Annotated in this window: 20 protein-coding genes and 1 pseudogene; 15 read left to right on the top strand and 6 right to left on the bottom strand. The window is 72.1% G+C overall.

Annotated features, from left to right (window positions below; translation table 11 throughout):
• The first annotated feature begins 77 nt into the window (after positions 1 to 77).
• The 3 genes and pseudogenes from V7E46_RS09770 to V7E46_RS09760 all read left to right on the top strand — a co-directional run bounded on the left by V7E46_RS09770 (position 78) and on the right by V7E46_RS09760 (position 4105).
• Positions 78 to 1271 carry an IS701 family transposase gene (locus V7E46_RS09770; protein WP_333768045.1) on the top strand — a complete coding sequence of 398 codons (1194 nt, stop codon included), beginning with the start codon at positions 78 to 80 and terminating at the stop codon, positions 1269 to 1271.
• 391 nt (positions 1272 to 1662) lie between these two features.
• Positions 1663 to 2538: pseudogene (locus tag V7E46_RS09765) on the top strand (PP2C family protein-serine/threonine phosphatase); the annotation flags it as partial.
• Between the two features lie 154 nt (positions 2539 to 2692).
• Positions 2693 to 4105, top strand: coding sequence for an aminopeptidase P family protein (locus V7E46_RS09760; protein WP_333768064.1), 1413 nt, complete (start codon positions 2693 to 2695; stop codon positions 4103 to 4105).
• 159 nt (positions 4106 to 4264) lie between these two features.
• Here V7E46_RS09760 and V7E46_RS09755 read toward each other — a convergent pair whose 3' ends face one another.
• Positions 4265 to 4756 (bottom strand): ATP-binding protein, encoded by a 492-nt coding sequence (locus tag V7E46_RS09755; protein ID WP_333768044.1) that lies wholly within the window; start codon positions 4754 to 4756, stop codon positions 4265 to 4267.
• Between the two features lie 243 nt (positions 4757 to 4999).
• On the opposite strand from V7E46_RS09755, the gene V7E46_RS09750 reads away from it, so the two are divergent.
• The 9 genes from V7E46_RS09750 to V7E46_RS09710 all read left to right on the top strand — a co-directional run bounded on the left by V7E46_RS09750 (position 5000) and on the right by V7E46_RS09710 (position 15276).
• On the top strand, positions 5000 to 5782 hold the full coding sequence (locus tag V7E46_RS09750) for a hypothetical protein (RefSeq protein WP_333768043.1): 783 nt from the start codon (positions 5000 to 5002) through the stop codon (positions 5780 to 5782).
• Between the two features lie 237 nt (positions 5783 to 6019).
• Entirely contained in the window at positions 6020 to 6793 is a 774-nt protein-coding gene (locus tag V7E46_RS09745) for a YcnI family copper-binding membrane protein (protein ID WP_333768042.1), read from the top strand.
• 93 nt (positions 6794 to 6886) lie between these two features.
• On the top strand, positions 6887 to 7555 hold the full coding sequence (locus tag V7E46_RS09740) for an SCO family protein (RefSeq protein WP_333768041.1): 669 nt from the start codon (positions 6887 to 6889) through the stop codon (positions 7553 to 7555).
• Complete coding sequence (locus V7E46_RS09735; RefSeq protein ID WP_333768040.1) at positions 7552 to 8031, top strand: copper chaperone PCu(A)C; 480 nt, start codon at positions 7552 to 7554, stop codon at positions 8029 to 8031. The genes V7E46_RS09740 and V7E46_RS09735 overlap by 4 nt, the downstream gene beginning before the upstream one ends.
• 7 nt (positions 8032 to 8038) lie before the next feature.
• Positions 8039 to 10192, top strand: coding sequence for a copper resistance CopC/CopD family protein (locus V7E46_RS09730; RefSeq protein ID WP_333768039.1), 2154 nt, complete (start codon positions 8039 to 8041; stop codon positions 10190 to 10192).
• 88 nt (positions 10193 to 10280) lie between these two features.
• Entirely contained in the window at positions 10281 to 11588 is a 1308-nt protein-coding gene (gene efeB, locus V7E46_RS09725; RefSeq protein ID WP_333768063.1) for an iron uptake transporter deferrochelatase/peroxidase subunit, read from the top strand.
• A 66-nt stretch (positions 11589 to 11654) separates the two neighbouring features.
• On the top strand, positions 11655 to 12584 hold the full coding sequence (gene pheA, locus V7E46_RS09720) for a prephenate dehydratase (protein WP_329177071.1): 930 nt from the start codon (positions 11655 to 11657) through the stop codon (positions 12582 to 12584).
• Positions 12585 to 13126: 542 nt separating this feature from the next.
• Positions 13127 to 14434 carry a serine--tRNA ligase gene (gene serS / locus V7E46_RS09715; RefSeq protein ID WP_329177070.1) on the top strand — a complete coding sequence of 436 codons (1308 nt, stop codon included), beginning with the start codon at positions 13127 to 13129 and terminating at the stop codon, positions 14432 to 14434.
• On the top strand, positions 14431 to 15276 hold the full coding sequence (locus tag V7E46_RS09710) for an HAD family hydrolase (RefSeq protein WP_333768038.1): 846 nt from the start codon (positions 14431 to 14433) through the stop codon (positions 15274 to 15276). Before serS ends, V7E46_RS09710 begins: the two co-directional genes overlap by 4 nt.
• 1 nt (position 15277) lies before the next feature.
• Here the strand turns inward: V7E46_RS09710 and V7E46_RS09705 are convergent, their stop codons facing one another.
• The 5 genes from V7E46_RS09705 to V7E46_RS09685 form a co-directional block, all read right to left on the bottom strand.
• Entirely contained in the window at positions 15278 to 15991 is a 714-nt protein-coding gene (locus V7E46_RS09705) for a rhomboid-like protein (RefSeq protein ID WP_333768037.1), read from the bottom strand.
• 77 nt (positions 15992 to 16068) lie between these two features.
• A complete protein-coding gene (locus V7E46_RS09700) occupies positions 16069 to 16851 on the bottom strand; it encodes an ABC transporter permease (RefSeq protein WP_333768036.1) in 783 nt (260 codons plus the stop codon).
• Positions 16852 to 16864: 13 nt separating this feature from the next.
• Positions 16865 to 17782, bottom strand: a complete 918-nt coding sequence (locus tag V7E46_RS09695) for an ABC transporter ATP-binding protein (RefSeq protein ID WP_333768035.1) — start codon at positions 17780 to 17782, stop codon at positions 16865 to 16867.
• A complete protein-coding gene (locus V7E46_RS09690; RefSeq protein ID WP_443054101.1) occupies positions 17779 to 18726 on the bottom strand; it encodes an ABC transporter permease subunit in 948 nt (315 codons plus the stop codon). Before V7E46_RS09690 ends, V7E46_RS09695 begins: the two co-directional genes overlap by 4 nt.
• Complete coding sequence (locus V7E46_RS09685) at positions 18713 to 19696, bottom strand: ABC transporter ATP-binding protein (protein ID WP_333768034.1); 984 nt, start codon at positions 19694 to 19696, stop codon at positions 18713 to 18715. The genes V7E46_RS09690 and V7E46_RS09685 overlap by 14 nt, the downstream gene beginning before the upstream one ends.
• Positions 19697 to 19985: 289 nt before the next feature.
• Between V7E46_RS09685 and V7E46_RS09680 the strand changes: the two genes are divergently transcribed.
• From V7E46_RS09680 to V7E46_RS09670, 3 genes are read left to right on the top strand one after another with little or no spacing between them, the layout of a single operon-like run.
• A complete protein-coding gene (locus V7E46_RS09680) occupies positions 19986 to 21908 on the top strand; it encodes an SDR family oxidoreductase (RefSeq protein ID WP_333768033.1) in 1923 nt (640 codons plus the stop codon).
• A gap of 55 nt (positions 21909 to 21963) precedes the next feature.
• Positions 21964 to 22857, top strand: coding sequence for a metal-dependent hydrolase (locus tag V7E46_RS09675; protein WP_333768032.1), 894 nt, complete (start codon positions 21964 to 21966; stop codon positions 22855 to 22857).
• A 54-nt stretch (positions 22858 to 22911) separates the two neighbouring features.
• Positions 22912 to 23907: a MerR family transcriptional regulator gene (locus tag V7E46_RS09670; protein ID WP_333768031.1), complete on the top strand. Its 996-nt coding sequence runs from the start codon at positions 22912 to 22914 to the stop codon at positions 23905 to 23907.
• Positions 23908 to 23920: the final 13 nt, after the last annotated feature.

The raw sequence follows: 23920 nt of genomic DNA, 5'->3' as shown, positions 1-23920 counted from the left end.
CGCGTAGTTCGGCAGCAGGCCTAGTACTGCAACGGTGTTTGCCGTGACGGGTGGGCAAGTCGGTCGTTGGAGTTGTCATGGGTGGGGCTCTTGCTGGGATCAGGTCGTGGGATGGTGAGTTGAGTGCGGTGCACGAGCGGTTCGTGCACCGATTCAACCGGTCGGAGCCGCGGGAGTCGGCGCTTGCGTATATGCGGGGCCTGATAGCTCCGTTGGAGCGGAAGAACGGGTGGACACTGGCGGAGGAGGCCGGGCATGCCGGTCCGGACCGGATCCACCGGCTGCTGAACCGGATCGAGTGGGACGCAGACGACGTCCTTACCGACGTGCGTGACTACGTCGTGGAGAACCTCGGTGATCCTGGTGCGGTGCTGATCGTGGACGACACCGGGTTCCTGAAGAAGGGCGTCCGGTCGGCGGGGGTGCAGCGGCAGTACTCCGGCACTGCGGGCCGAACCGAGAACTGCCAGGTCGGGGTCTTCCTCGCCTACGCAGCTCCGCTCGGCCGGACGTTGATCGACCGCCGGCTGTATCTGCCCACCTCCTGGACCGACGACCGGCAGCGGTGCCGAAGAGCCGGCATCAACGATGAGGTCGGCTTCGCCACCAAGGTCGCCATGGCCAAGGAGATGGTCCGCCGCGCGATCAGCGACAGGATCCCGTTCCGGTGGGTGACCGCGGACGCCGGCTACGGCTACAGCAAGGGCTGGCGCTTCGAACTGGAGCAGGCGGACGTCTTCCACGTCATGGCCACCACGAGGCACGACACCGTCGTCACCCGCCACGCGCTCGACCATCCCGTTCACGACCTGTTCCCCGGCCTGCCCCGGCAGAAGTGGAAGCGCCGCTCCTGCGGCGACGGCGCCCACGGCCCGCGCGTCTACGACTGGGCCCGCGTCGGAGTCCGCCCCTGGCACCGGCCCGACCGGCGCCACTACGTTCTGGCCCGCCGCAGCGTCGCCCGACCGCAGGAGATCTCCTACTACATCGCCTACTGCCCGGCCGACACCACGCTTGACCAGCTCATCCGCATCGCGGGCAGTCGCTGGGCGGTCGAGGAGTGCTTCCAGACGGCCAAGGGCGAGTGCGGCCTGGACGACTACCAGGTCCGCCGCTACGACGGCTGGCACCGCCACACCACCCTCGCGATGGCAGCCCACGCCTGCCTGACCGTCCTGCGCGCCCGCGCCCTGAACACCGCCGACGCCGGGAAAGCAGAAACGGATCCTCCCAGCTCATCCACTACAGCATCGCCGAGATCAGACGCCTGATACACCGCCTCAACCACCGCCGGCCCGCACCCGTCGAACACATCCTCCACTGGTCGACCTGGCGCAGAAGACGACAACACCAAGCCCGCACCAGCCACTACAAACGACGAGGCCACACACCACCCGAACCCGCCCACCCATCAGGGCAAAGACCGTTGCAGTACTAGGCCTCGGAGCCGGCTACGGACTGGCGCTGGCCGTGGACGGCACCGGACTCTCACCCCGTGCCCGCGACTTCTCCACAAGCGGCGCCGCCTCCTCCGCAAACACGGGCGGCAGCTCGTCCGCAGTCTTCGCCGACTCCGCCACAGGCCTGGACAGCCTCTCCACAGGCCCGGACGTCCCTTCCACAGGTTTCCCCCACTCCTCCACAAACGGCGGCGCCCCTTCCGCGGCCGGCCACAGCCGGCTCGGCAGTGCCGTCTGGTTCTACGACGAGGCCGCCGATCCCACCGACAGGCAGCGCCGGCTGGCAGGTCTGTACCTGCGGTTCGCCGCCGAGCACATCGCCCGCGGCCTGGAGCTGGCCCGGGCGCGCCGCGCGAGCGCCGAACTGGTCGCCGAGATGCTGCCCGCCCGGCTGCCGCGCGTGCCCGGCGTGCGGATGGCCGTACGGCACCGCACCGGCCCGCTGGGCGGCGGCGACTGGTACGACGCCCTGCCGCTGCCCGAGGGAGCGCTCGGGCTGGCCGTGGGCGGGGTGACCGGCGCGGGTCCCGGCGCGGTGGCCGCGATGGGGCGGCTGCGGGCGTCCCTGCGGGCATACGCGGTGATGGAGGGCGAGGACCCGGTCGCGGTGCTCTCCGACCTCGAACTGCTGCTCAGGCTGACCGAGCCGGGCCGCTCCGCGACCGCGCTGTTCGGCCACGCGTGCGCGCCGCTGCCGTCCGGCGGGCGCCGGGTCACGCTGGCGGGCGCCGGGCACTGTCCGCCGCTGCTGGTCGGCGACCACCGCTGCGAATATGTCGAGACGTCGCTGTCTGCGCCGCTGAACATGCTCGGCTGCTGGGAGGCGCCCAGCGTCGAGGTGCACGTACGGGCCGGCGAGAGCCTGGTGCTGTACACCGACGGGCTGCTGCACCGTACGGGCGAGTCCGCCGACCGGGCCTTCGCTCTGCTGCACGCGTCCGCCCGGAGCGCTCCGGGGCACGTACGCGAGGACCCCGGGCTGCTGGCCGACCACCTGCTGCACACCGTACTGCCCGGCGGCCTGGACACGACCGGGGGCGTGGAGGACCTGGTGCTGCTGGTGGCCCGTTTCGACTGAGAGTGGGCCCGCCTACGATGGACGGAAGTTTCATCGTGGAGGAGGCAGGGACGTGGCGGAGGCCGACCAGCAGCAGGGCGCGACCGGGGACGAGCGCAGCGAGGCGGAGCAGAAGGCCGCGAAGGGCGGGCAGGACACCGCCCAGGACAAGCCGATCAAGCAGCGCAAGAACGGCCTCTACCCGGCGGTGTCCGACGAGCTGGCCGCTTCCATGAAGTCCGGCTGGGCCGACACCGAATTGCGCGGGCTGGCCCCCATAGCGCAGGCCGGCCACACCGCGGTCCGCCGTGCCGCGGTCTCGGCGCGCTTCCCCGGTGAGCGGATCGTCGTCCCCGCGGGAAATCTGCGGACGCGGTCCAATGACACCGAATACCCCTTCCGGGCCGGCACCGAATACGTCCACCTCACCGGCGACCAGACGCAGGACGCGGTCCTGGTGCTGGAGCCGCTGGCGGACGGCGGGCACCAGGCGACGGCGTATCTTCTGCCGCGCTCGGACCGCGAGAACGGTGAATTCTGGCTGGACGGCCAGGGCGAGCTGTGGGTCGGCCGCCGACACAGCCTGGCCGAGGCCGAGCAGCTGCTCGGGCTGCCCTGCCGCGACGTGCGCAAGGCCGCGGCGGACCTGCGCGAGGCCACCGGCCCGGTCCGGGTCGTACGCGGCCACGACGCGGGCGTCGAGGCCGCGCTCACCGACAAGGTGACGGCCGAGCGGGACGCGGAGCTGACCGCCTTCCTTTCCGAGCTGCGGGCGGTCAAGGACGACTTCGAGATCGCCGAGCTGGAGCAGGCCTGCGCGTCGACCGCACGCGGCTTCGAGGACGTCGTCAAGGTACTGGACAAGGCGGAGGCCACGTCCGAGCGCTACATCGAGGGCACGTTCTTCCTGCGCGCCCGGGTCGAGGGCAATGACGTCGGCTACGGCTCGATCTGCGCGTCGGGCCCGCACGCCACCACCCTGCACTGGGTGCGCAACGACGGCCCGGTCAGGTCCGGCGACCTGCTGCTGCTCGACGCGGGCGTGGAGACGCGCACCCTCTACACCGCGGACGTCACCCGTACGCTGCCGGTCAGCGGGCGGTTCACACCGATCCAGCGGCAGGTCTACGACGCCGTGCACGCCGCGCAGCAGGCGGGCATCGAGGCGGTCAAGCCAGGCGCCGCCTATCGCGACTTCCACGAGGCCGCGCAGCAGGTGCTGGCCGAGCGGCTGGTCGAGTGGGGCCTGCTCGACGGGCCCGTAGAGCGGGTGCTGGAGCTCGGCCTGCAGCGCCGCTGGACACTGCACGGCACCGGGCACATGCTCGGCCTCGACGTCCACGACTGCGCGCACGCCCGGACCGAGGCGTATGTGGACTGCACCCTGGAGCCCGGCATGGTGCTCACCGTCGAGCCCGGGCTGTACTTCCAGGCCGACGACCTGACCGTGCCGGCGCAATACCGCGGCATCGGGGTCCGGATCGAGGACGACATCCTGGTGACGCCGGACGGCAACCGCAATCTGTCGGCGGCGCTGCCGCGCGGCGCGGACGAGGTCGAGGCGTGGATGGCGGAACTGCGGGGGTAATCCGCAGGGGTCCCTGGCACCCGGTCGTCGGCCGGGCACCGGGAGTCGGGCGGCCGGGCTCCTTGCGCCGGGGCGGCCGAGGGTGTCCTCGTCGGGGCGGGTGGACGGCAGGCGCCGTCGGAGGTCGGGCCGTCCAGTTGTCCGGCGTGCTGTCCGGCGTCAGGACGCCTTGAGCAGCGCCCCGTCGCGCCACTTGAGCACCTTGTCGAAGGACACGACCGTGCCGTGCCCCGGCCGGTCGTGGAAGCGCACATGGTCCACCAGCGCTTCGATCAGGAAGAGTCCGCGCCCGTGCTCGGCATACTGCCCCCGGTGGGTCAGCGGCCGGGCCGGGTGCAGGACCCAGTCGGGCTTGCGGTCGGCTTCGGGTGTGCGGTCGGACTCGGATACGCGGTCGCGGGACGAACCCGGCCCGGAGTCGGCGACCTCGATCCGGCAGCAGTCACCGTCGATCAGGGCGGTGACGCAGTAGCCGGTCGCAGATCCGGCGTGTTCCACGGCGTTCGCGCACGCCTCGGACAGTGCCACGCAGAGGTCGAAGGAGGTGTCGGGGTCGACCCCGGCGGACTCCATGGTCCCCAGCAGAAGTCTCCGGGCGAGCGGCACGCTCGCAGCCTCGCGCCGCAAATGGAGGGACCACCAGATGCTCATGCTCCAGCCTCCTGGCTGCGGCTCGACATACGGTTACGTATTGCCGCGAAGAGCACTCCGTAAGCGTGGCGTTGACGTGATGCCGCTCATTCGGCCGATGCGTGCGCCGGGCGTACGGGTGTAGGGAAACAGACCGGAAACACCACCGCGAGCCTGCACCCCGTGTTCCCGGCCGGTGCCCGCGGTGAGAGGATGACCGCCGTCATGGCTTCCCCCGCCACCGCTGTGCGCGCAGGCGCCGGCATGCGACTGCTACGGGCCGCGGTGTTCACCGCGGTCTGCGTCGTGCTGGCTGCGGCCGGGCACACACTGGCCTCGGGCACCGCGGTGCCGATGTGGTCGCTGGTGCTCGGGTGGCTGGCGGTCTTCGCCGTCGTGGCGCCGCTGGCGGGCCGGGAGCGGACGCTGCCGGGCATCGCGGCGGCCCTCGCGGCGGGGCAGCTCGCCCTGCACACGGTCTTCGGCGCGGGCCAGATGTGCGCCACGCAGTCACTCACTCCTTCGAGTGACAAAACCGGCGGTCTGTTGTCGATCGCCGCCCGGCTGGTGTGCGACAGCCACGGGCAGCGGCTCACCCCGCGGAGCGCCCGGCAGATCGTCATCAACGCGGGCATCGACCCGAACGGCCCGCATTCCATGCCGGACATGCCCGGCATGGCGTCACAGGCCGGTGGCAGCGGCGGTACGCACCCGGTCATGGCGACCCTGCCGCTGTGCTCGCTGCCGATGCTGCTCGGCCACCTGTTCGCCGCCCTGGTGGCGGGCTGGCTGCTGCGGCGCGGCGAGGCCGCGCTGTGGCGGCTGGTCCGGCTGTCGGTACGCGGCGCCGCCGGGCTGGCCGCGCTCAGCCCCGCGGTCCTGCGCCGCGCCCATGTGCTGCTGTCCGCGCTCGCCGCCGGAATCTCCTGCTCCCGACCGCACGGCATACGGCGTACGGGTGACGCCCCGGCCGCCGGCTGCCGCACGGTCCTGCTGCGGCACTCCGTGGCCAGGCGCGGCCCGCCACCGGTGGCACTGGCGGCCTGACGCGGTGTCCGCTCCCCCTTTCACCGGGGGTGAGCCGGCGACGGCGCGCGGGTCCGCCCGGCCGCGACCCGCACAGGAGTGCACCAAAGGCGCACCCGCGTACCCGCACGGACATCCCGTCGCACATCGCGACGGCGGGGATGACCGCGTACGCGCGTCCCGGTCGGCACCCTTGCGCAGGCGGCGCGGCCCGCACCATGCCACCGTCCGCACCACTCACCGTGGAGAACCCCAGCCATGAGCAGTTTCCGTATGTCGCACCTGCGCGCCCGCGCCGCCGCCGTCGCCGCTCTCGCCGGCGCCACCGTCCTGCTGGCCGCCGTGCCGGCCTTCGCCCATGTCACCGTGCAGCCGGCCACCGCCGCCAAGGGCGGCTACACCACGGTCGCCTTCAAGGTGCCCAATGAGCAGGACAGCGCGTCCACCGTCAAGGTCGAGGTCAACCTGCCGACCGACCACCCGATCGCGTCGGTCTCGCTGCAGCCCGTCCCCGGTTGGACGGCGCAGGTGACGACGTCGAAGCTGGCCACCCCGCTGAAGACCGACGACGGCACGGTCGACCAGGCCGTCTCGAAGATCACCTGGAGCGGCGGGAAGATCGCGCCCGGGCAGTTCCAGCAGTTCCCGGTCTCCTTCGGGCCGCTGCCCTCCGACGCGGCGTCGCTGTCGTTCAAGACGCTGCAGACCTACGACAACGGCGACATCGTGCGCTGGATCGAAGTCCCGCAGGCAGGGCAGGCCGAGCCGCAGAATCCCGCGCCGACCCTGACGCTGACCGCGCCGGAGGCCGAGGGCACCGCCACTGCCACGGGTACGCCCGCACCGGCGCCCGCCTCCGACGGCAAGGCCACCGAGCAGGCCTCCTCCGGCGGCAGCGACAGCGACGGCACCGCCCGCGCCCTGGGCGTCGCCGGGATCGTGGTCGGCGCGGCAGGCGTCGGCTTCGGAGTCTTCGCCGGGCGGCGCCGTACGGCCGGGCAGGACGGCTCGGGCAGCGGCGGCGCGGCCTGACCGCACCGGTCACCACGCCGGGCAGCCGCGGTCCGCACAGCGCGCTCCGCGGCCGCCCGGCCCACTCGTCATCGCACTTTGAGGACCACCTTCATGCGTACCACCATCAAGACCGGCGCCGTCGCACTCGCCGCCGCCTGCGCCCTCCTGCTGACCGGCTGCGGGGGCTCGTCCGGCGGCTCCGGCTCCGCGCAGGGCGCCGGCAGCCTGGCCGATGTGAGCGGGGCCGACACCAAGCCGGGCACGGTGCTCGACACACCCTTCGCCAAGCCGCAGCTGCGGCTCACCGACAACCACGGCAAGCCGTTCGACCTGGTCAAGCAGACCGCGGGCCGGCCCACCCTGCTCTTCTTCGGCTACACCCACTGCCCCGACGTCTGCCCGACCACCATGAGCGACCTGGCACTCGCCAAGGCCAGGCTGCCGCAGGCCGACCAGGACAAGCTGCGGGTCGTCTTCGTCACCTCCGACCCGCAGCGCGACACCCCGGCCCGGCTGACCGAATGGCTCGGCGCGATGGACAAGAGCTTCATCGGACTGACCGGCGACTTCACCCCCATCCAGGCCGCGGCCCGGTCGGTCGGTGTCGGCATCGAGGCGCCGGTCAAGGAGAAGGACGGCAGCATCACCGTCACCCACGGCGCCGAGGTGCTGGCGTTCTGGCCCAAGGACGACAAGGGGCATGTGCTGTACATGTCCGGGACCACGGCCGAGGAGTTCGCCCACGACCTGCCGAAGATCATCAGGAGTGAGGCGCCGTGAAAAGGCGGCGCGCGCTCCTCGGCGCACTGGGCGGAGCCGTGGCAGTGGCCGCGGCGAGCGGCGCCGCGGCCGGTCTCGCCGGGCACAGCGGCTCCGGAGGTCCGGCCAGGCTGACGGTGAGCGGCGGATACATACCGAGGCCTTTGCTGGCAGATGAAGCCGCCGCATACGTGACGGTGTCCAACAGCGGAGGTACGGACGCACAATTGACGTCGGTGACCACGCCGCTGGCCGCGCACGTCACCCTGCACACGACGACCGGCACCACCATGCGCCAGGTGACGTCGCTGACTGTGCCCGCGGGCGGGCGGCTCGTCCTCGGCACCGGCGGCGCCCACATGATGCTGGAAACACTCACCCACATGCCCTCGGTGGGCGAGCGGATCACCCTGATGCTCCACTTCACCCACGCCACGCCCGCCACGGTCGCGCTCACCGTGCCCGTGCGGCCGACGACGTATCACCCGAGGGGCTGAGCGAAGGATGAACAGAAGGTTGTACGTGCCGGGGTCCGCGGCCGTGTCCGCGCCGACGTCCGGGGATCGCCCGGGAGCCGGCGGCGACCGCGGCCCGCTGCGCAGGCTGGCCGCGGTCGTGGCCGCCTGCTGCGCGCTGTTCGCGGTGCTGCTGGCCGCGGCCACGCCCGCGTCCGCGCACGCGGCGCTGATCCGTACCGACCCGGCGGACGGGTCCGTGGTGCGGACCGCGCCGCAGCAGGTGGTGCTCACCTTCTCCGAGGGTGTGCTGCTGTCCGCCGACTCGCTGCGGGTGCTCGACCCGGCCGGCACCAACGTGGCCACGGGCTCGCCCGGCCACGCCACGGGCAAGGACTCCGGGTCCACCGCGACGGTCGCGCTGCGCACCGGGCTCGGCAACGGCACGTACACCGTCGCCTGGAAGGCGGTCTCGCAGGACAGCCACCCGGTCGCGGGCGCCTTCACCTTCTCGGTCGGCGCGGCCTCGAAGACCACCGTCGACCTGTCGGAGCAGGCCTCGCTCGGCGGCGGCTCGGCGGGCACGCTCTACGGTGTCGCCCGCTACTTCGCCTACGGCGGTTTCGCGCTGCTGGTGGGCGGCTGCGTCTTCCTGACCGTGTGCTGGCCCCGCGGCGCCCTGCTGCGGCCGCTGCAGCGCCTGGTGGCGGGCGGCTGGGCCACCCTGGTCGCGGCCACCATCGCACTGATCATGCTGCGCGGCCCGTACGTCAACGGCAGCGGGCTCGGCGACGCCTTCGACCTGAGCGTGATGCGCGCCCAGTTGGAGACCCGGCCGGGCGCCGCCCTGGTCTCCCGGCTGCTGCTGCTGGCCGCCGCCGCGGTCTTCCTCGCCGTGCTCTTCGGCAGCTACGCCAAACGCGAGGACCCGGAGGAGCGCGCCGACCTGGCGTGGGGCCTCGGTATCGGCGGCAGTGTCGTCGCGGTCGGCATCGCCGCCACCTGGGCGATGGCCGAGCACGCCTCGGTCGGAATCCAGCGCAAGGTGGCGATGCCGGTCGACGTGATCCATCTGCTGTCCATGGCGGTCTGGCTCGGCGGACTGATCACGCTGCTGACCGCGCTGAGCGCGCCGTCCACGGCCGGCACGGTCGAACGCTCAGCCGTTAGCCGCTTCTCCACCATCGGTCTGACCGCGGTCACCACGCTGGTCGGCACCGGCACGTACCAGGCGTGGCGGCAGATCGGTACCTGGCGCGCCTTCACCGACACCTCCTACGGGCGGCTGCTGCTGATCAAGATCGGGCTGGTGGGCGCGCTGGTGTGTGTCGCCTGGTTCTCGCGCCGCTGGACGCGGTCCATCGGCGAGGCGACGGGGGCGGTGGCAGCCGCCACAGCCACGACCGGGAAGGTCGGTCGGCAGACGGCCCGTCAGGCGCCCCGTGAGACGGTCAGGGCGACCGCCGGCGGCACCGACACGTCGGTGCAGGGCGACGTCAAGGACAAGGCCGCCGCGGACTCCGCCGAGGACACCGAGTCCTCCGCGGGCACCGGGCCCGCCTCGTCCCCAGGGGCGGGTACGGATACCGGCGCGGACGATCCGCGGCGTATGGCGCAGCTGCGCAGGCAGCAGGCCGCCCGCACGGCCGCCCGGGACAGGAAGGTCCGCGACTCCGACCCGGCCAGGGTGGCGCTGCGCCGCTCGGTCCTGGCCGAGGTCGGGATCGCCGTGGTGCTGCTGACCGTCACGACGCTGCTCACCGGCAGCCAGCCGGGCCGGGCCGCGGAGGAGCAGAAGGCGGTCGCCCCCGCGCCCGCGGCCCCCGGCGCGACCGCCCCGGCACCCGGCGCGTCGCAGGACGCCGACCTGCGTATCCCCTTCGACACCGGCGGCCCGGGCGGCAAGGGCACCGCGGACCTGGTCCTGTCGCCGGCGCGGGCCGGCACCACCGCGGTCGTGCACCTGGAGCTGACCGACCCCGCAGGACTGGCGGTCAAGGCGCCGGAGGTCCGGCTCGCCTTCACCCTTCCCGCGCAGCACCTCGGCCCGCTGGCTGTGAAGGTGACCCCCTTCAGCGCCGGACACTGGATCGCGTCCACCGTGCGGCTGCCGCTCGCGGGCAGCTGGCAGGTCGCGCTGACCGTCCGCACCTCCGACATCGACGAGGTGACCGTGACAAGGAACGTACAGATCACATCGTGAGCGAGCAGGCATGACCAAGGCAGGCAGGATCAGGACGGGCCGCCGCGGCGGCGGCGCGGCAATGGACGACCCGGTGGGCGACGCGGCAATGGACGACGCCGTGGGAAAGGGCGGCGCCGAGAAGGGCACCGCGGACAAAAGCGCCGCCTCGGCGCGGGAGAGGTCCGCGCCGATCAGCCGGCGGCGGCTGCTCGGCAGCGCGGGCGCCGCGGGTGCGGCCGGGCTGATCGCCGGCGGCGCGGCAGGGGCGGGCGTTGCGGCGGCGGTGGACAGCGAGCCGACCGCGCTGGCCACGGTCGGCTCGGCGCACATCCCCTTCGAAGGCGTCCGGCAGGCGGGCATCGTGCAGCCCGCGCAGGCCCGCGGCCACCTGGCGGCCTTCGACCTGGTGCCGGGCGCCGACCGCAGGGCCGCCGCCGCTCTGCTGCGGCGCTGGTCGGACGCGGTGCGCACGATGACAGGGGCGGACCGTCCGTCGGCCCCCGCCGCGTACGACGACCAGGTGGCGTACGACGCCGGTCCCGCCTCGCTGACCGTCACCTTCGGTTTCGGCCGCAGCTTCTTCGGGCGCACCGGGCTCGGCGGCGCCCTCCCGGAGGCACTGGCGCCGCTGCCGGACTTCGCCGGCGACCGTCTCGACCCCGGGCGCAGCAACGGCGACCTGTGGGTGCAGATCGGCGCGGACGACGCGCTGGTCGCCTTCCACGCGCTGCGGGTGCTGCAGAAGGCGGCCAGGGGCACGGCGGCGGTGCGCTGGCAGATGAACGGCTTCAACCGCACGCCGGGGGCGACCGCCCGCCCGATGACCGGCCGCAATCTGATGGGGCAGATCGACGGCACCAACAATCCGAAGCCGTCGGAGGCGGACTTCGAGCAGCGGGTCTTCGTCCCGGCGAAGGGGTCGCCCGCGTGGATGGCGGGCGGGTCCTACGCGGTGGTGCGGCGGATCCGGATGCTGCTCGACGACTGGGACCACCTGTCGACGGCGCGCCAGGAGAAGGTGATCGGGCGGCGCAAATCCGACGGGGCGCCGCTGTCGGGCGGCACCGAATTCACCCCGGCCGACCTGCGGAAGGTCAACGCCGACGGTTCGCTCGCCATCGCCGGCGACGCGCACATCCGGGTCGCCGCAGCGGCGTCCAACGGCGGCGCGGCCATGCTGCGGCGGGCCTTCTCCTATCACGACGGCATCGGCGCCGACGGTGTCCCGGACGCCGGGCTGCTCTTCGTGGCGTGGCAGGCCGACCCGGTGAAGGGCTTCGTGCCGGTGCAGCGCAAGCTCGACGGCGGCGACGGCTTGTCGCGCTTCCTGCGGCACGAGTCGAGCGGGCTGTTCGCGGTGCCGGGCGGCGCGGGACCGGGGGAGTACGTGGGGCAGCGCCTGCTGGAGGGCTGAGTGCGCGGCCGGCGGCGGCGCCGCGACCCGTACGGCGCGGGGTGTGCGGGCCGTTAGGCTGATTGCATGACGTCAGCGAGCCGCTACACCTATCTGGGCCCCGAGGGCACCTTCACGGAGGCCGCGCTGCGCTCGCTGCCGGAGGCCGCCACCCGTGAGCTGGTGCCGACGGTGTCGGTGCCGGCGGCGCTGGACGCGGTGCGCAGCGGCGAGGCGGGCGGGGCGCTGGTGCCGATCGAGAATTCGGTGGAGGGCGGCATCACCGCCACCCTGGACGAGCTGGCGTTCGGCGGGCCGCTGATGATCTACCGCGAGGTGCTGCTGCCGATCGCCTTCGCCCTGCTGGTACGCCCGGGGACGGACCTGGCGTCGGTGAAGACCGTCACCGGGCACCCCGCGGCCCAGGCCCAGGTGCGGCAGTGGCTGGCCGAGCACCTGCCCGACGCGGTGTGGGAGTCGGCGGCGTCCAACGCGGACGGCGCCCGGCTGGTGCAGGAGGGCCGCTTCGACGGCGCCTTCGCGGGGGAATTCGCCGCGCCGACGTACGGCCTCGAAGCGCTGGCCGCCGAGATCCATGACGCGCAGAACGCGACGACGCGTTTCGTCCTGGTCGGCCGCCCCGCGCGCCTTGCGGCGCCGACCGGGGCCGACAAGACCTCGGCGGTCTTCTGGCTGCGCGACGACCACCCCGGTGCGCTGCTCGAACTGCTGCAGGAGTTCGCGATCCGCGGGGTGAACCTGATGCGGATCGAGTCCCGGCCGACCGGCCGGGGCCTGGGCCAGTACTGCTTCTCGGTGGACGCCGAGGGCCATCTGACCGACCGGCGGGTCGGCGAGGCGCTGATGGGCCTGCGGCGGCGCTGCCTGAACGTACGCTTCCTCGGTTCCTACCCGCGCGCCGACGAGGTGGCGGGGACGGTGGCCCGCGGCACGGGGGACGCGGAATTCACCGAGGCCGCGGACTGGCTGAACCGGGCGCTCGACGGGCGCGGCTGACTCCGCTCCGCACGTTGTGCACAGTTACTGACAAGTTATCCACAGGCGGGTCGCGCAGCCTGTGGGTAACTGGGGACAAGTCGACAGATGAAGCCGACATAGTCGACAAACTTGCACACAGGCACCAGGACGTCACAGAGTGACGCAGGGCACACCTCGTCATCCCAATTCATCCGGTCCACTCGTCCGAGGGAGTATTTCTCACTCGAAAGTGAGTGTGGAACGGGTTTTGACGGGGAATCCATGGCCGAACACCGAGCCCCCGGAATGTCCCCGTACCTTCTCCACAGATCTTCCCCACACCCTGTGGAAAAGTCGTGGAGATCTCAGGCTCCCCTGTGGATAACTTGCTTTCGCAGCGGTGATCAACTCCGTTTCTCCACAAGCCCGATGCTCCGCACGAGGGATGTCCGCAATAGGGTTGACGAGCGCTTTTTCCGCCCCCTATGCGTATTCTCCCGCTTTTGTTGCGAAACGCTCATATCGGGCATAAAGCCCTTAAGTTGTCGCGTGCGATGCCCGCGCCCCGGTAGCCTGTAGCCGTGATCGACCTTCGCCTGCTTCGTGAGGACCCCGACCGTGTGCGCGCCTCCCAGCGCGCCCGTGGAGAGGACGTCGCACTTGTCGACTCCCTGCTCTCCGCCGACGAGCGGCGCAGGGCGTCCGGGACCCGCTTCGACGAGCTGCGCTCGGAGCAGAAGCAGCTGGGCAAGCTGATCCCCAAGGCGCAGGGCGACGAGAAGGCCGAACTGCTGCGGCGGGCCGGCGAGCTGTCGGCCGCGGTCAAGGCCGCCGACGCCGAGCAGCACCAGGCGGCGGACGAGGCCCAGCGGCTGCTGCTCGAACTGGGCAACATCGTCCACCCCGACGCCCCGATCGGCGGCGAGGAGGACTTCGTCGTCCTGGAGCAGCACGGCGCCCCGCGCGACTTCGCGGCCGAGGGCTTCACTCCCCGCGACCACCTGGAGCTGGGCGAGATGCTCGGCGCCATCGACACCGAGCGCGGCGCCAAGGTGTCGGGCTCGCGCTTCTACTACCTCACCGGCGTCGGCGCACTGCTGGAGCTGGCCCTGGTCAACGCGGCGATCTCGCAGGCCACCGCAGCCGGCTTCACCCCGATGCTGACCCCGAATCTGGTCAAGCCCGCGGCCATGGCGGGCACCGGCTATCTGGGCCAGGTCGAGGACGACGTCTACCACCTCGACAAGGACGACCTCTACCTGGTCGGCACCTCCGAGGTCCCGCTGGCCGCCTACCACATGGACGAGATCATCGACGCGGCCCGGCTGCCGCTGCGCTACGCCGGGTTCTCGTCGTGCTACCGGCGCGAGGCGGGCTCGTACGGCAAGGACACCCGCGGCATCTTCCGGGTGCACCAGTTCGACAAGGTCGAGATGTTCGTGTTCACCACTCCCGAGGAGGCGGAGGCCGAGCACCAGCGGCTGCTGGCCTGGGAGAAGCAATGGCTGACCTCGCTCGAGCTGCCCTTCCAGGTGATCGAGCTGGCCTCGGGCGACCTGGGCTCGTCGGCGTCGCGCAAATTCGACTGCGAGGCGTGGATCCCGACGCAGGGCAAATACCGCGAGCTGACATCGACCTCGAACACCCTGGAATTCCAGGCCAGGCGGCTCGGAGTGCGGCTGCGGGACAGCGACGGCACCCGGCCGCTCGCCACCCTCAACGGCACGCTGTGCGCGGTCACCCGGACGATTGTGGCGCTGCTGGAGAATCACCAGCAGCCCGACGGCTCGGTGCGCGTACCCGACGTGCTGCGGCCGTATCTGGGCGGCCGTGAGGTCCTGGAACCGGTCGCCTCCGCCACGGCCGCCTTCTCCGCCGCCGCCAAGTGAGCGGCGCCGGAGCGGTGGCGGACCCGCCGCGGCAGCCGCACACGCTGCCCTACCGGCTGGTCGCCACCGATCTGGACGGCACGCTGCTGCGCAGCGACGCCACCGTCTCCCAGGGCTCCCGTGACGTGCTCGCCGCGGTCGCCGCGAAGGGGGCCGCGCACATCGTCGTCACCGGCCGCTCTGTGCCGTGGACCCGCCACGTGCTGGACGACCTGGGCTATACGGGCCTGGCCGTCTGCGGGCAGGGCGCCCAGGTCTACGACGCGGCGGCCGGGCGGCTGCTGACCTCGGTCACGCTGGACCGGCAGCTCGCCGCCCTGGCACTGGCCAAGATCGAGGCCGAGGTCGGGCCGCTGGCGGTGGCCGCCAGCCGGGACGGGCTCAGCGGCGATGTGCTGATCGGCCCGGGGTACGTCTACAACCCCGAGCTGCCGGTCATCCACATCGGCGGCGCCGACGAGCTGTGGGCCGAGCCGATCAACAAGCTCTACATACAGCACCCGGAGCTGACCGACGACGAACTGACCCTGGCGGCCGGCGACGTGGCCGGCGACCTGGTCGGCGCCACCATGGCGGGGGCCGGCATCGTGGAGCTGCTGCCGCTGGGCCTCAGCAAGGCGACCGGCCTGTCGCTGGCCGCCCGGCGGCTCGGGGTGCCGGCCGCCGAGACCATCGCCTTCGGCGACATGCCCAACGACATCCCGATGCTCGCCTGGGCCGGTTACGGCGTGGCCATGGCCAACGCCCACCCCGAGCTGAAGCAGGTCGCCGACGAGGTCACCGCGTCCAACGACGAGGACGGCATCGCGCTGGTCCTCGACCGGCTCTTCGGCCCGTTCTGACTCACTCCCGCGGCCCATCGCCACGGGGCGCGGTGACCGGGGTGACCGCGTAGCAGCACAGTCCGATCAGCACCGCGGTCAGGTGGCCGAGATCGGTGTAGGTGCCGTCGTTGATCACCGGGACGGCGAAGAAGCCGAGGACCGCCGCCAGATACGCCCAGCGCCACGGCCGGGGCACCCGGTAGGCGAGCACCCCGACGATCCCGGCCAGCCCATAGCTCACCCCGATGTCCACGGAGTGCGCCAGGGCGTGCGGCAGCCGGTCGTCCTGTATGCCGAAGAAGACCGCCTTCTGGCTGAGCAGTGTCGCGCCGATATGCGCGGTGGCCGCGGTGAACAGCCAGCGCCAGGTGCCGAGCCAGCGCTCCGCGGGGGCGTGCACCACCTCGAACAGCACGGCGTAGAAGGCGAAGCCGGACGGTGTCTCGATCCAGAAGGCGCTGCCGATCAGTACGCGGATCGGGTGATGGTGCAGCTCGACCAGGTTGGTGCTGATGCTGTGCAGCAGATACGAGCGGGCGTGCGGCGGCATGAGCGCCGTGATGGCGCTGGTGACCGCCAGTATCGCCAGCCATGTATGGGTGCCGGGTGACGACCGCACCCATTGCGCGGCGAAACGCCACGCGTCACGCGGGCTGACGCGGCGGAGCCGGTGCGCCGCGACGCGGATCCGAAGGGGTACGGTCCGCGCCGCCTGCGTCGTCTGCTGGGCCATTGCCCCCAGTCTTCACCCCTGTGCTGTGCGCTGCCCGCCGACCGTGTCAGCGGCCCCGCACACCACCGCCGCACATGTCACTCCTCCCCGGCGAGCTTGAGGCTGCGCAGTTTGCGGCCGGCGAACCAGGCGGCCGCGGCCGTGGCCACGACCAGCAGCACGACGCTCGCGGTCAGGCCGACGTCGGAGCTGACCACGTCGCCGTGGGCCAGCTTCTGCGCCACCGCCATCCCCCACTGCTGGACGCTCAGGGTGCGCGCTCCCGGCACCACATTGCCGATCACGCCCTCCCAGACCAGCGCGTAGACCAGGCTGACGACCACGGCGTGCCGGGTGAGCACACCGAGCAGCAGGAAGATCGCGGCATAGGCGATCGATGCGACGGCGGCGCCTATGGCGAAGGCGACGGCGACATTCTGGCCGTTGCTGTTGAGGATGTAGCCGGCCAGCAGGGTCGGGATCGCGGAGAAGGCCATGGTGACGCCGATCGCGACCAGCAGTTTGGTGGAGATGATCGTGCCGCGTCTGATCGGCTTGGCCAGCAGGTAGACGATCGCCCCGTCGTCGATCTCCGGGCCGATCGCGCCGGTGCCGGCGATGACGCCGACCAGCGGCACCATCGCGCTGAGCCCGAACCCCTGCAGCACGTCGGCCGCGGTGGAGTCGTCGGGGCCGGCCAGCAGCCGGACCGCGCTGACGATGATCAGCAGGAGCAGCGGGAGGGCGAAGAGCAGCAGGGCACGGCGGCGGCCGAGCAGTGCCCGGTAGGTGAGCCGGGCAACGGTCGGATGGTAGAACCTGGGTCCCGTGGCCTGCGGCTTGACGGCGCCGCGGCCGGCCGGGGCGGTGGTGACGGACATGTCGCGCGGCTCCTTACGCCGTGACCAGGTAGGAGAAGACGCTCTCCAGGGACTCGTCGGACGGCGAGACCGTGAAGAGCCGGATGCCGTGGTCGCGGGCGATCCGGGGCAGGAATTCGGTGAAGCCGGCGAAGTCGACCGCCTGGATGCGCAGGGCGTCCTCCCGCAGGTCCAGCTCGATCGCGGCGGTGGACGCGTGCGCGATCAGCGCGGACGCGAGCTGCCGGTCGTCGCTGGACCGTACGAGATAGCGGTGCGGGCGGTCCGTCATCAGGCGGCGGATCTTGCGGAAGTCGCCCGAGGCGGCGTGCCGACCGGCCACCACGACCTCGATGTGGTGGGCGAGCTGTTCGACCTCCTCCAGGATGTGCGAGGAGAACAGCACCGTGCGGCCCGCCGCGCCCATCCGGCGCAGCAGGTCCATCAGCTGCAGCCGCTGCCGCGGGTCCATGCCGTTGAAGGGCTCGTCGAGCAGCAGCACGGACGGCTCGTGGGCCAGCGCGGAGGCCATCTTCGCGCGCTGCCGCATGCCCTTGCTGTACGTCTCGATCCGCCGGTCCTGCGCGTATTCCATCTCGACGGTGGCCAGTGCCCGCTGGGCCGCGGCCTCAGGATCGGGCAGGCCGTGCAGCTCGGCGTTGGCGACGACGAATTCCCGTGCGGTCAGGAAGTCGTACATCGCTTCGCGCTCGGGCACGATGCCGATCTCGCGGTAGGCCTGCTCATTGCGCCAGATGACGGCGCCGTCCAGGGTGACGCTGCCGTTGGAGGGCGCGAGGAAGCCGGCCATCATGTTGATGAGGGTGGACTTGCCTGCGCCGTTGGGGCCGAGCAGGCCGGTCACTCCGGGGCCGATCGTCATGCTGATGTCGTTGACCGCCACCACATTGCCGTACCAGCGCGAGACGTTGTCGATGCTGATCGTGGTCACGACAGGCCCACCTTCCGGTAGCGGTTCATCAGGAGGCCGAAGGTGCCCGAGATGATGGCCAGCAGCACCAGCAGGTAGAGGACGCCGATCCCGGCGTTCGCAGGGCCCGACCCGTGCGGGAAGGCGGACTTCGCGCCGAGGAACCAGGTCTGGAAACCGTCGATCAAGGTGATCGGCGAGAAGAGCCCCAGCCAGCCGATGACGTGGTATTTCTCCTGGTCGGCGGCCACCGCCTGGATGACGGACACGGCCGCGTAGCTGATCACGAACAGCGCGATGACCGCCGCCACCCCGAAGCCGCGGCGCGGTGTGATCGCCGCGATGACCAGGCCTATCCCGGCGAAGAGCAGGGACAGAAGGAGTACGGACACCAGGCCCTTCGCAAACCCGGCGGTCTGGTGCGCGAAGCTCAGCTTCGCCAGCAGCGCGCCGACGTAGAGGATGAGGAGCGGTACGGCGGTCAGCAGGAAGACCGCGACGGTGAGAGCCGCGTATTTGGCCGCCACATAGTCGACGCGCTCGATCGGGCGGGAGAAGTACAGCGGGGTGGTCTTGAAGCGCAGGTCGCGGCTGACCGACTGGGGCGCCTGGGCGGCGACGAAGAGGGTGATGATCGCCTGCAGGACGACCGCGTAGCGGGTGTAGGCGAGCGGCAGGTCGCTGCGGTCGGCGAAGATCGCCACCGCGACCATGATCAGCGCGGGCGCGCACATCGCGGCGAGCAGGATCATCGGCAGCACCTTGGATTTGGCGCTGCGGCCGAGTCCGTAGGCGCCGCGCAGGCTCTGCGAGAACAGGGCCAGCCGGGCGTAGCCGCGGCCGAGGCGGGGGCCGGTGTAGTTGCGGTAGCCGATGTTGTGGATGACATCGGGCGGTGAACCGGCGCGGGCGCCCGCGGCGGGGCCGGCCGGGCTGCCGGGGGCGGCAACGTCAGGCTGCGTCACGGCCGTCTCCTTCCTTGCTCGGGGCGTCTTCCCCGCTGTGGGTGGTGTCGTCGTCGATGAACAGCTCGGCGATCCGGTGCCTGCGCTGCTCCATCCGCACCAGGCCGACGCCGAGGCCGGCGACGGCGTCGCGCACGGTGTCGTACGTCTCGTCGTCCGCGATGTCGACCAGCAGGAGATGCCCGTTGGCCTGCGCGGTGAGTCCGGCGCCGGTCAGCAGGCCGAGCAGCTCGCTCTCACGGTCCGTGACCTCGACCGCGAGGGACGCGGTGGCCTGGGTGAAGTCGCTGGTGGAGGACGCCCGCAGCAGCCTGCCGCCGTCGATGACGACGATGTGGTCGCTGGTGCGCTCCAGTTCGCCGAGCAGGTGGGAGGTGACCAGCACCGAGATGCCGAAGTCGGTGTGCACCCGGCGGATCAGGCCCAGCATCTCGTCCCGCCCTGCGGGGTCGAGGCCGTTGGTCGGTTCGTCGAGCAGCACCAGCTTGGGGTCGTGGACCAGGGCCTGGGCGAGCTTGACCCGTTGTTTCATACCGGTCGAATAACCGCCCATCGGGCGGTACCGCTCTTCGTAGAGTCCGACGTGCCGCAGGGTGTCCGCGGTGCGCTCGCGCGCGGCGGTGGGCGGCAGTCCGGACATCCTGGCCATGTGCACGACGAATTCGGTCGCCGACACGTCGGGCGGCAGGCAGTCGTGCTCGGGCATGTAGCCGACCAGGCTGCGGATCTGCGCGCCCTCGGTGGCCACGTCGAGTCCGAGCACGGCGGCACGACCCTCGGTCGCCGGGGACAGCCCCAGCAGGATCTTGATCAGGGTCGACTTTCCGGCCCCGTTGGCGCCCACCAGCCCGGTCACACCGGGGATGACGTCCACGGACAGCCGGTCAAGAGCGGTCACCCTCGGGTACCGCTTGCTCAGGCTTTCGGTAGCGATCACAGTCACACGCCGAACCGTAGTGGTCCGGAACACGCCATGGCGTCCGTCCGGAGTGCCGGATGCGGGTAGTCCTGGGGGCTGACCACCCGTAGGGGTCGCAGCGACCGCAGGTCGGACAGCCCGCTCCCCTTCGGCGGTGCGCGGCCGGCCACCCGTAGGGGAAGCTGCCGCCGCTGGCCGCAGCGCGGTGGGGACACGGGGTTTTCCACAGGCCGGTGACCGGGTCTTGACCGTGCCATCAGCTGATGTCACAGTGATTGATGTCAGCTTTGGGCGGTGGTGCCAGCTTGTGGTGAGTGCCGGCGAAGGGCGGGTGGGCGGGATGGACAGGTCGAGCGTGGCGAGCGGGACGGACCGGGTGGCCGAGCGGTTCGTGACCGGCGCGGACGGGGTCCGGCTGTGCGTGGCCGAGTACGGTGACGCGGCGCTGCCGACAGTGCTGCTGCTGCACGGCTATCCGGACAGCAAAGAGGTGTGGTCGGGCGTCGCCGCGCTGCTCGCCGACCGCTTCCATGTCGTCCTCTACGACGTGCGCGGACACGGACGCTCCGGCGTCCCGGAGCCGCTCAGAGGCGGCTTCGCTCTGGAGAAGCTGACCGAGGACTTCCTCGCGGTCGCCGACGCGGTGAGCCCGGACCGGCCGGTCCACCTGGTCGGCCACGACTGGGGCTCGGTGCAGGGCTGGGAATTCGCCACCGTGCCGGGCACGACGGGCCGGCTGGCGTCGTTCACCTCGATCTCCGGGCCGTGCCTGGACCACTTCGGCCACTGGATCAGACGACGGGTGCGCCGCCCCACCCCGCGCCGGGCCGCACAGGTGCTCGGCCAGGGCGCCAAGTCCTGGTACGTGTACGCGCTGCACACCCCCGTGCTGCCCGAAATGGCGTGGCGCGGTGTGCTCGGCAGGCAGTGGCCCAAGCTGCTGGCCCGGGCCGAGAAGCTGTCCTCCGACGGCTATCCGACCGCCTCGCTGCCCCAGGACGCCGCACACGGCGCCTGGCTCTACCGCGACAATGTGCGGCAGCGGCTCGGCCGGCCGCGGACCGACCCGTACGCGCACGTGCCCGTGCAGCTGATCACCCCGACCGGGGACGCCTTCCTCTCGGAGCGGCTCTACGACGACCTGGACCACTGGGTGCCGCGGCTGACCCGGCACACCCTGCCGGCCAAGCACTGGGTGCCGCGCTCCCGGCCGCAGCAACTGGCCCGCTGGATCACCGGCTTCGTCACCGGGGTGGAGGACAGCGGCGGGGCGGGCGGTGGTCCGGCGGCCGGGTCCGCCACGGCCGGGCTGACCGGGACGGTCGCCGGGACAGTGGCGGGTGCGGGTGCGGGTGCGGGTGCGGGTGCGGGTGCGCTGCGGGCGGCGACGTCGGGGAAGCTGCCGCCGTCCGCGCTGGGCAAGGCGCTCCCGGCGGCCCGGGAGCGGTTCGGCGGACAGCTGGTGCTGGTCACCGGGGCGGCGAGCGGGATCGGGAAGGCGACCGCGCTCGCGTTCGCCGAGGCGGGTGCCCGTCTGGTGGCCGTGGACCGGGACGCGAGCGGTGCGGCACAGACCGCTGAACTGGCGCTGGGGATCGGCGCGCCGGAGGCCTGGCCCGAGACCGTCGACGTGTCCGACGGCCCGGCGATGGAAGCGCTCGCCGCCCGCACCTTCGACCGCTACGGCGTGCCCGACGTCGTGGTCAACAACGCGGGCATCGGCCTGGCGGGCTCCTTCCTCGACACCACACCCGAGGACTGGAAGCAGGTGCTCGACGTCAACTTGTGGGGCGTCATCCACGGCTGCCGGCTCTACGGACGCCAGCTGGTCGAGCGCGGCGAGGGCGGCCATATCGTCAACACCGCCTCGGCGGCGGCCTTCCAGCCGTCCCGCGCGCTGCCCGCGTACAGCACGTCGAAGGCCGCCGTGCTGATGCTCAGCGAATGCCTGCGTGCCGAACTGGCGCCGCACGGCATCGGGGTGAGCGCGATATGCCCGGGCCTGGTGAACACCCCGATCACCGGCAGCGCCCGGCACACCGGGGTCAGCGACGAGGAGCAGGCGCGCCGCCGTGCCAGGAGCGCCCGGCTCTACCGGCTGCGCAACTACCCTCCGGAGAAGGTCGCCCTGGCGGTGGTCAGGGCGGTGCTGCGGGACACCGCCGTCGTCCCGGTCACCCCGGAGGCCCGCGGCGCCCGGCTGCTGTCCCGGCTGTCCCCCGGCACACTGCGGGCCTTCGCCCGGATCGACCCCCCGCTGTAGCCGGTGTCCGGCCCCGCACGTTCCCACCTCAGCCACAGGTAAGGAGGCCACGCCCGTGAGTCACCCGATCAAGCCGCGCCGGGTCACGTTCGACTGGAAGCAGACCCCTCTGCACTGGATTCCGGACGAGCCGACCGCGACGCACGTCATCAATGTGCTGCATCTGCTGCTGCCGGCCGGCGAGCGGTGGTTCGTCAAGGTGTTCAAGGAGGCGCTGCCGCTGGTCACCGACGAGCAGCTGCTCAAGGACGTCAAGGGCTTCATGGGCCAGGAGGCCACCCACAGTGTGCAGCACGCGTACGTGCTGGAGCACCTGGCCGAGCAGCAGCTCGACACCAGCGCCTACACCCGGCACGTGGAGTGGATGTTCGACGTCCTGCTGGGGGAGAAGCCGCCGTGGGGGGCGCCGATACCGCGGCGCGAGTGGCTGCGTTTCCGGCTGTCGCTGATAGCCGCGATCGAGCACTTCACCGCGGTGCTCGGCGACTGGATACTGGACGCCGGGGCGCTGGACGGCGCCGGTACCGACGAGGTCATGCTGGACCTGCTGCGCTGGCACGGCGCGGAGGAGGTCGAGCACCGGTCGGTGGCGTTCGACATGTACCAGCACACCGGCGGCAGCGGTGCGGTGCGCTATCTGCGCCGGGTGGAGGGGATGGCGCTGGCCTGGCCGACGCTGTTCTACCTGTGGACGGCCGGCGCCCGGTATCTGCTGCGGCACGACCCGCAGCTGGCCGGCGGCAGATACCGGTTCAGGGACCACCGCGCAGCGGCCCGCCGCGGGCTGGTGCCGTCCTGGGCGTCGCTGCACTCCGCCATGCCCCGCTATCTGCGCCGGTCGTACCATCCGTCGCAGGAGGGTTCGCTGCGCAGGGCGGTGGAGTATCTGGCCCTCTCCCCCGCGGCCCGGGCCGCGGCGGGGCCGGCCGGCCGGGCAGCGGCCTCATGACGACCGAGGGATGAGAGTACGAGCACGTGAGTACGAGCAAGTGAGGGCGACCAGGTGACCACCGCCTCCGACGCCGGGCAGGGCGCGTACCGGATCGAGGACCTGTCCCGGCTCAGCGGGACCACGGTCCGCACCATCCGCGCGTACACCGACCGCGGGCTGCTGCCGAAGCCGGAGCGGCATGGCCGGGCCAATGTGTACGACGGCACGCATCTGGACCGGCTGCGGCAGATCGCCGACCTGCTGGAGCGCGGCTACACCCTGGCCAGCATCAAGGAGTTGCTGGCCGCGTGGGACGCCGGCACCGGGCTCGGCGGGGTGCTCGGCCTTGTGGGCGAGGTGGACCGGCCGTGGTCGGACGAGCAGCCGGTGCGGATCGGACTCCAGGAGCTGATAGCCGCTTTCGGTGGGGAGGCCGACCTGTCGGCGGTGGAGGACGCCCTGCAACTCGGCGTGCTGGAGCCGGTGGCGGGCAGGGACGACGAATTCGCGGTGCCCAGCCCCAGCGAGCTGGCCGTCGCGGTGGAGTTGCACGCCGCGGGTGTGCCGCTGGGCGCGATCACCGGCCATCTGCGCGAGTTGCGGGGGCAGGTGGAGCACATCTCTGAGCGCTTCCTCGAATTCACCACCGAGTACGTCTTCCAGCGCTTCCTCCAGAGCCCGCCGAACGACACGGAGGCGGCCGAGGCCGCCGCGCTGGTCCGCCGGTTGCGGCCGCTGGCCCAGCAGACCGTGGACGCGGAGCTGGCCAGGGCGATGCGGCTGCGGGCCACCGAGCACGTACGCCGCCACCTCGGCGACGCGGTCCCGCCCGCCGCCGGCTCCGGCCCGCCGGCGCCCGCACAGCCCGCACCGCCCGCCGCACCGGCCGGGCCGCCGGAAGCCCCGGTGCAGGTGGCGCTGCCCGCCGCCACCGTTGCCGCGGTGCGCGCGCTGGTCGGTCCGGCCGACGTCCCGGTCTTCGTCGCCGCCGCCACCGACCGCGAGGTCGCCGCCCGCCGCATGGACGCCCTCGCCGCAGACGGCCGGTCGGACCGCGACAGCGGGTGACGGGCCGGGCGAG

The sequence above is a fragment of the Streptomyces sp. IBSBF 2435 genome, assembly GCF_036815005.1.
Classification (GTDB): domain Bacteria; phylum Actinomycetota; class Actinomycetes; order Streptomycetales; family Streptomycetaceae; genus Actinacidiphila.
Note: the sequence above shows the minus strand (reverse complement) of the source record. Positions and strands in the feature narration are given on the sequence as shown.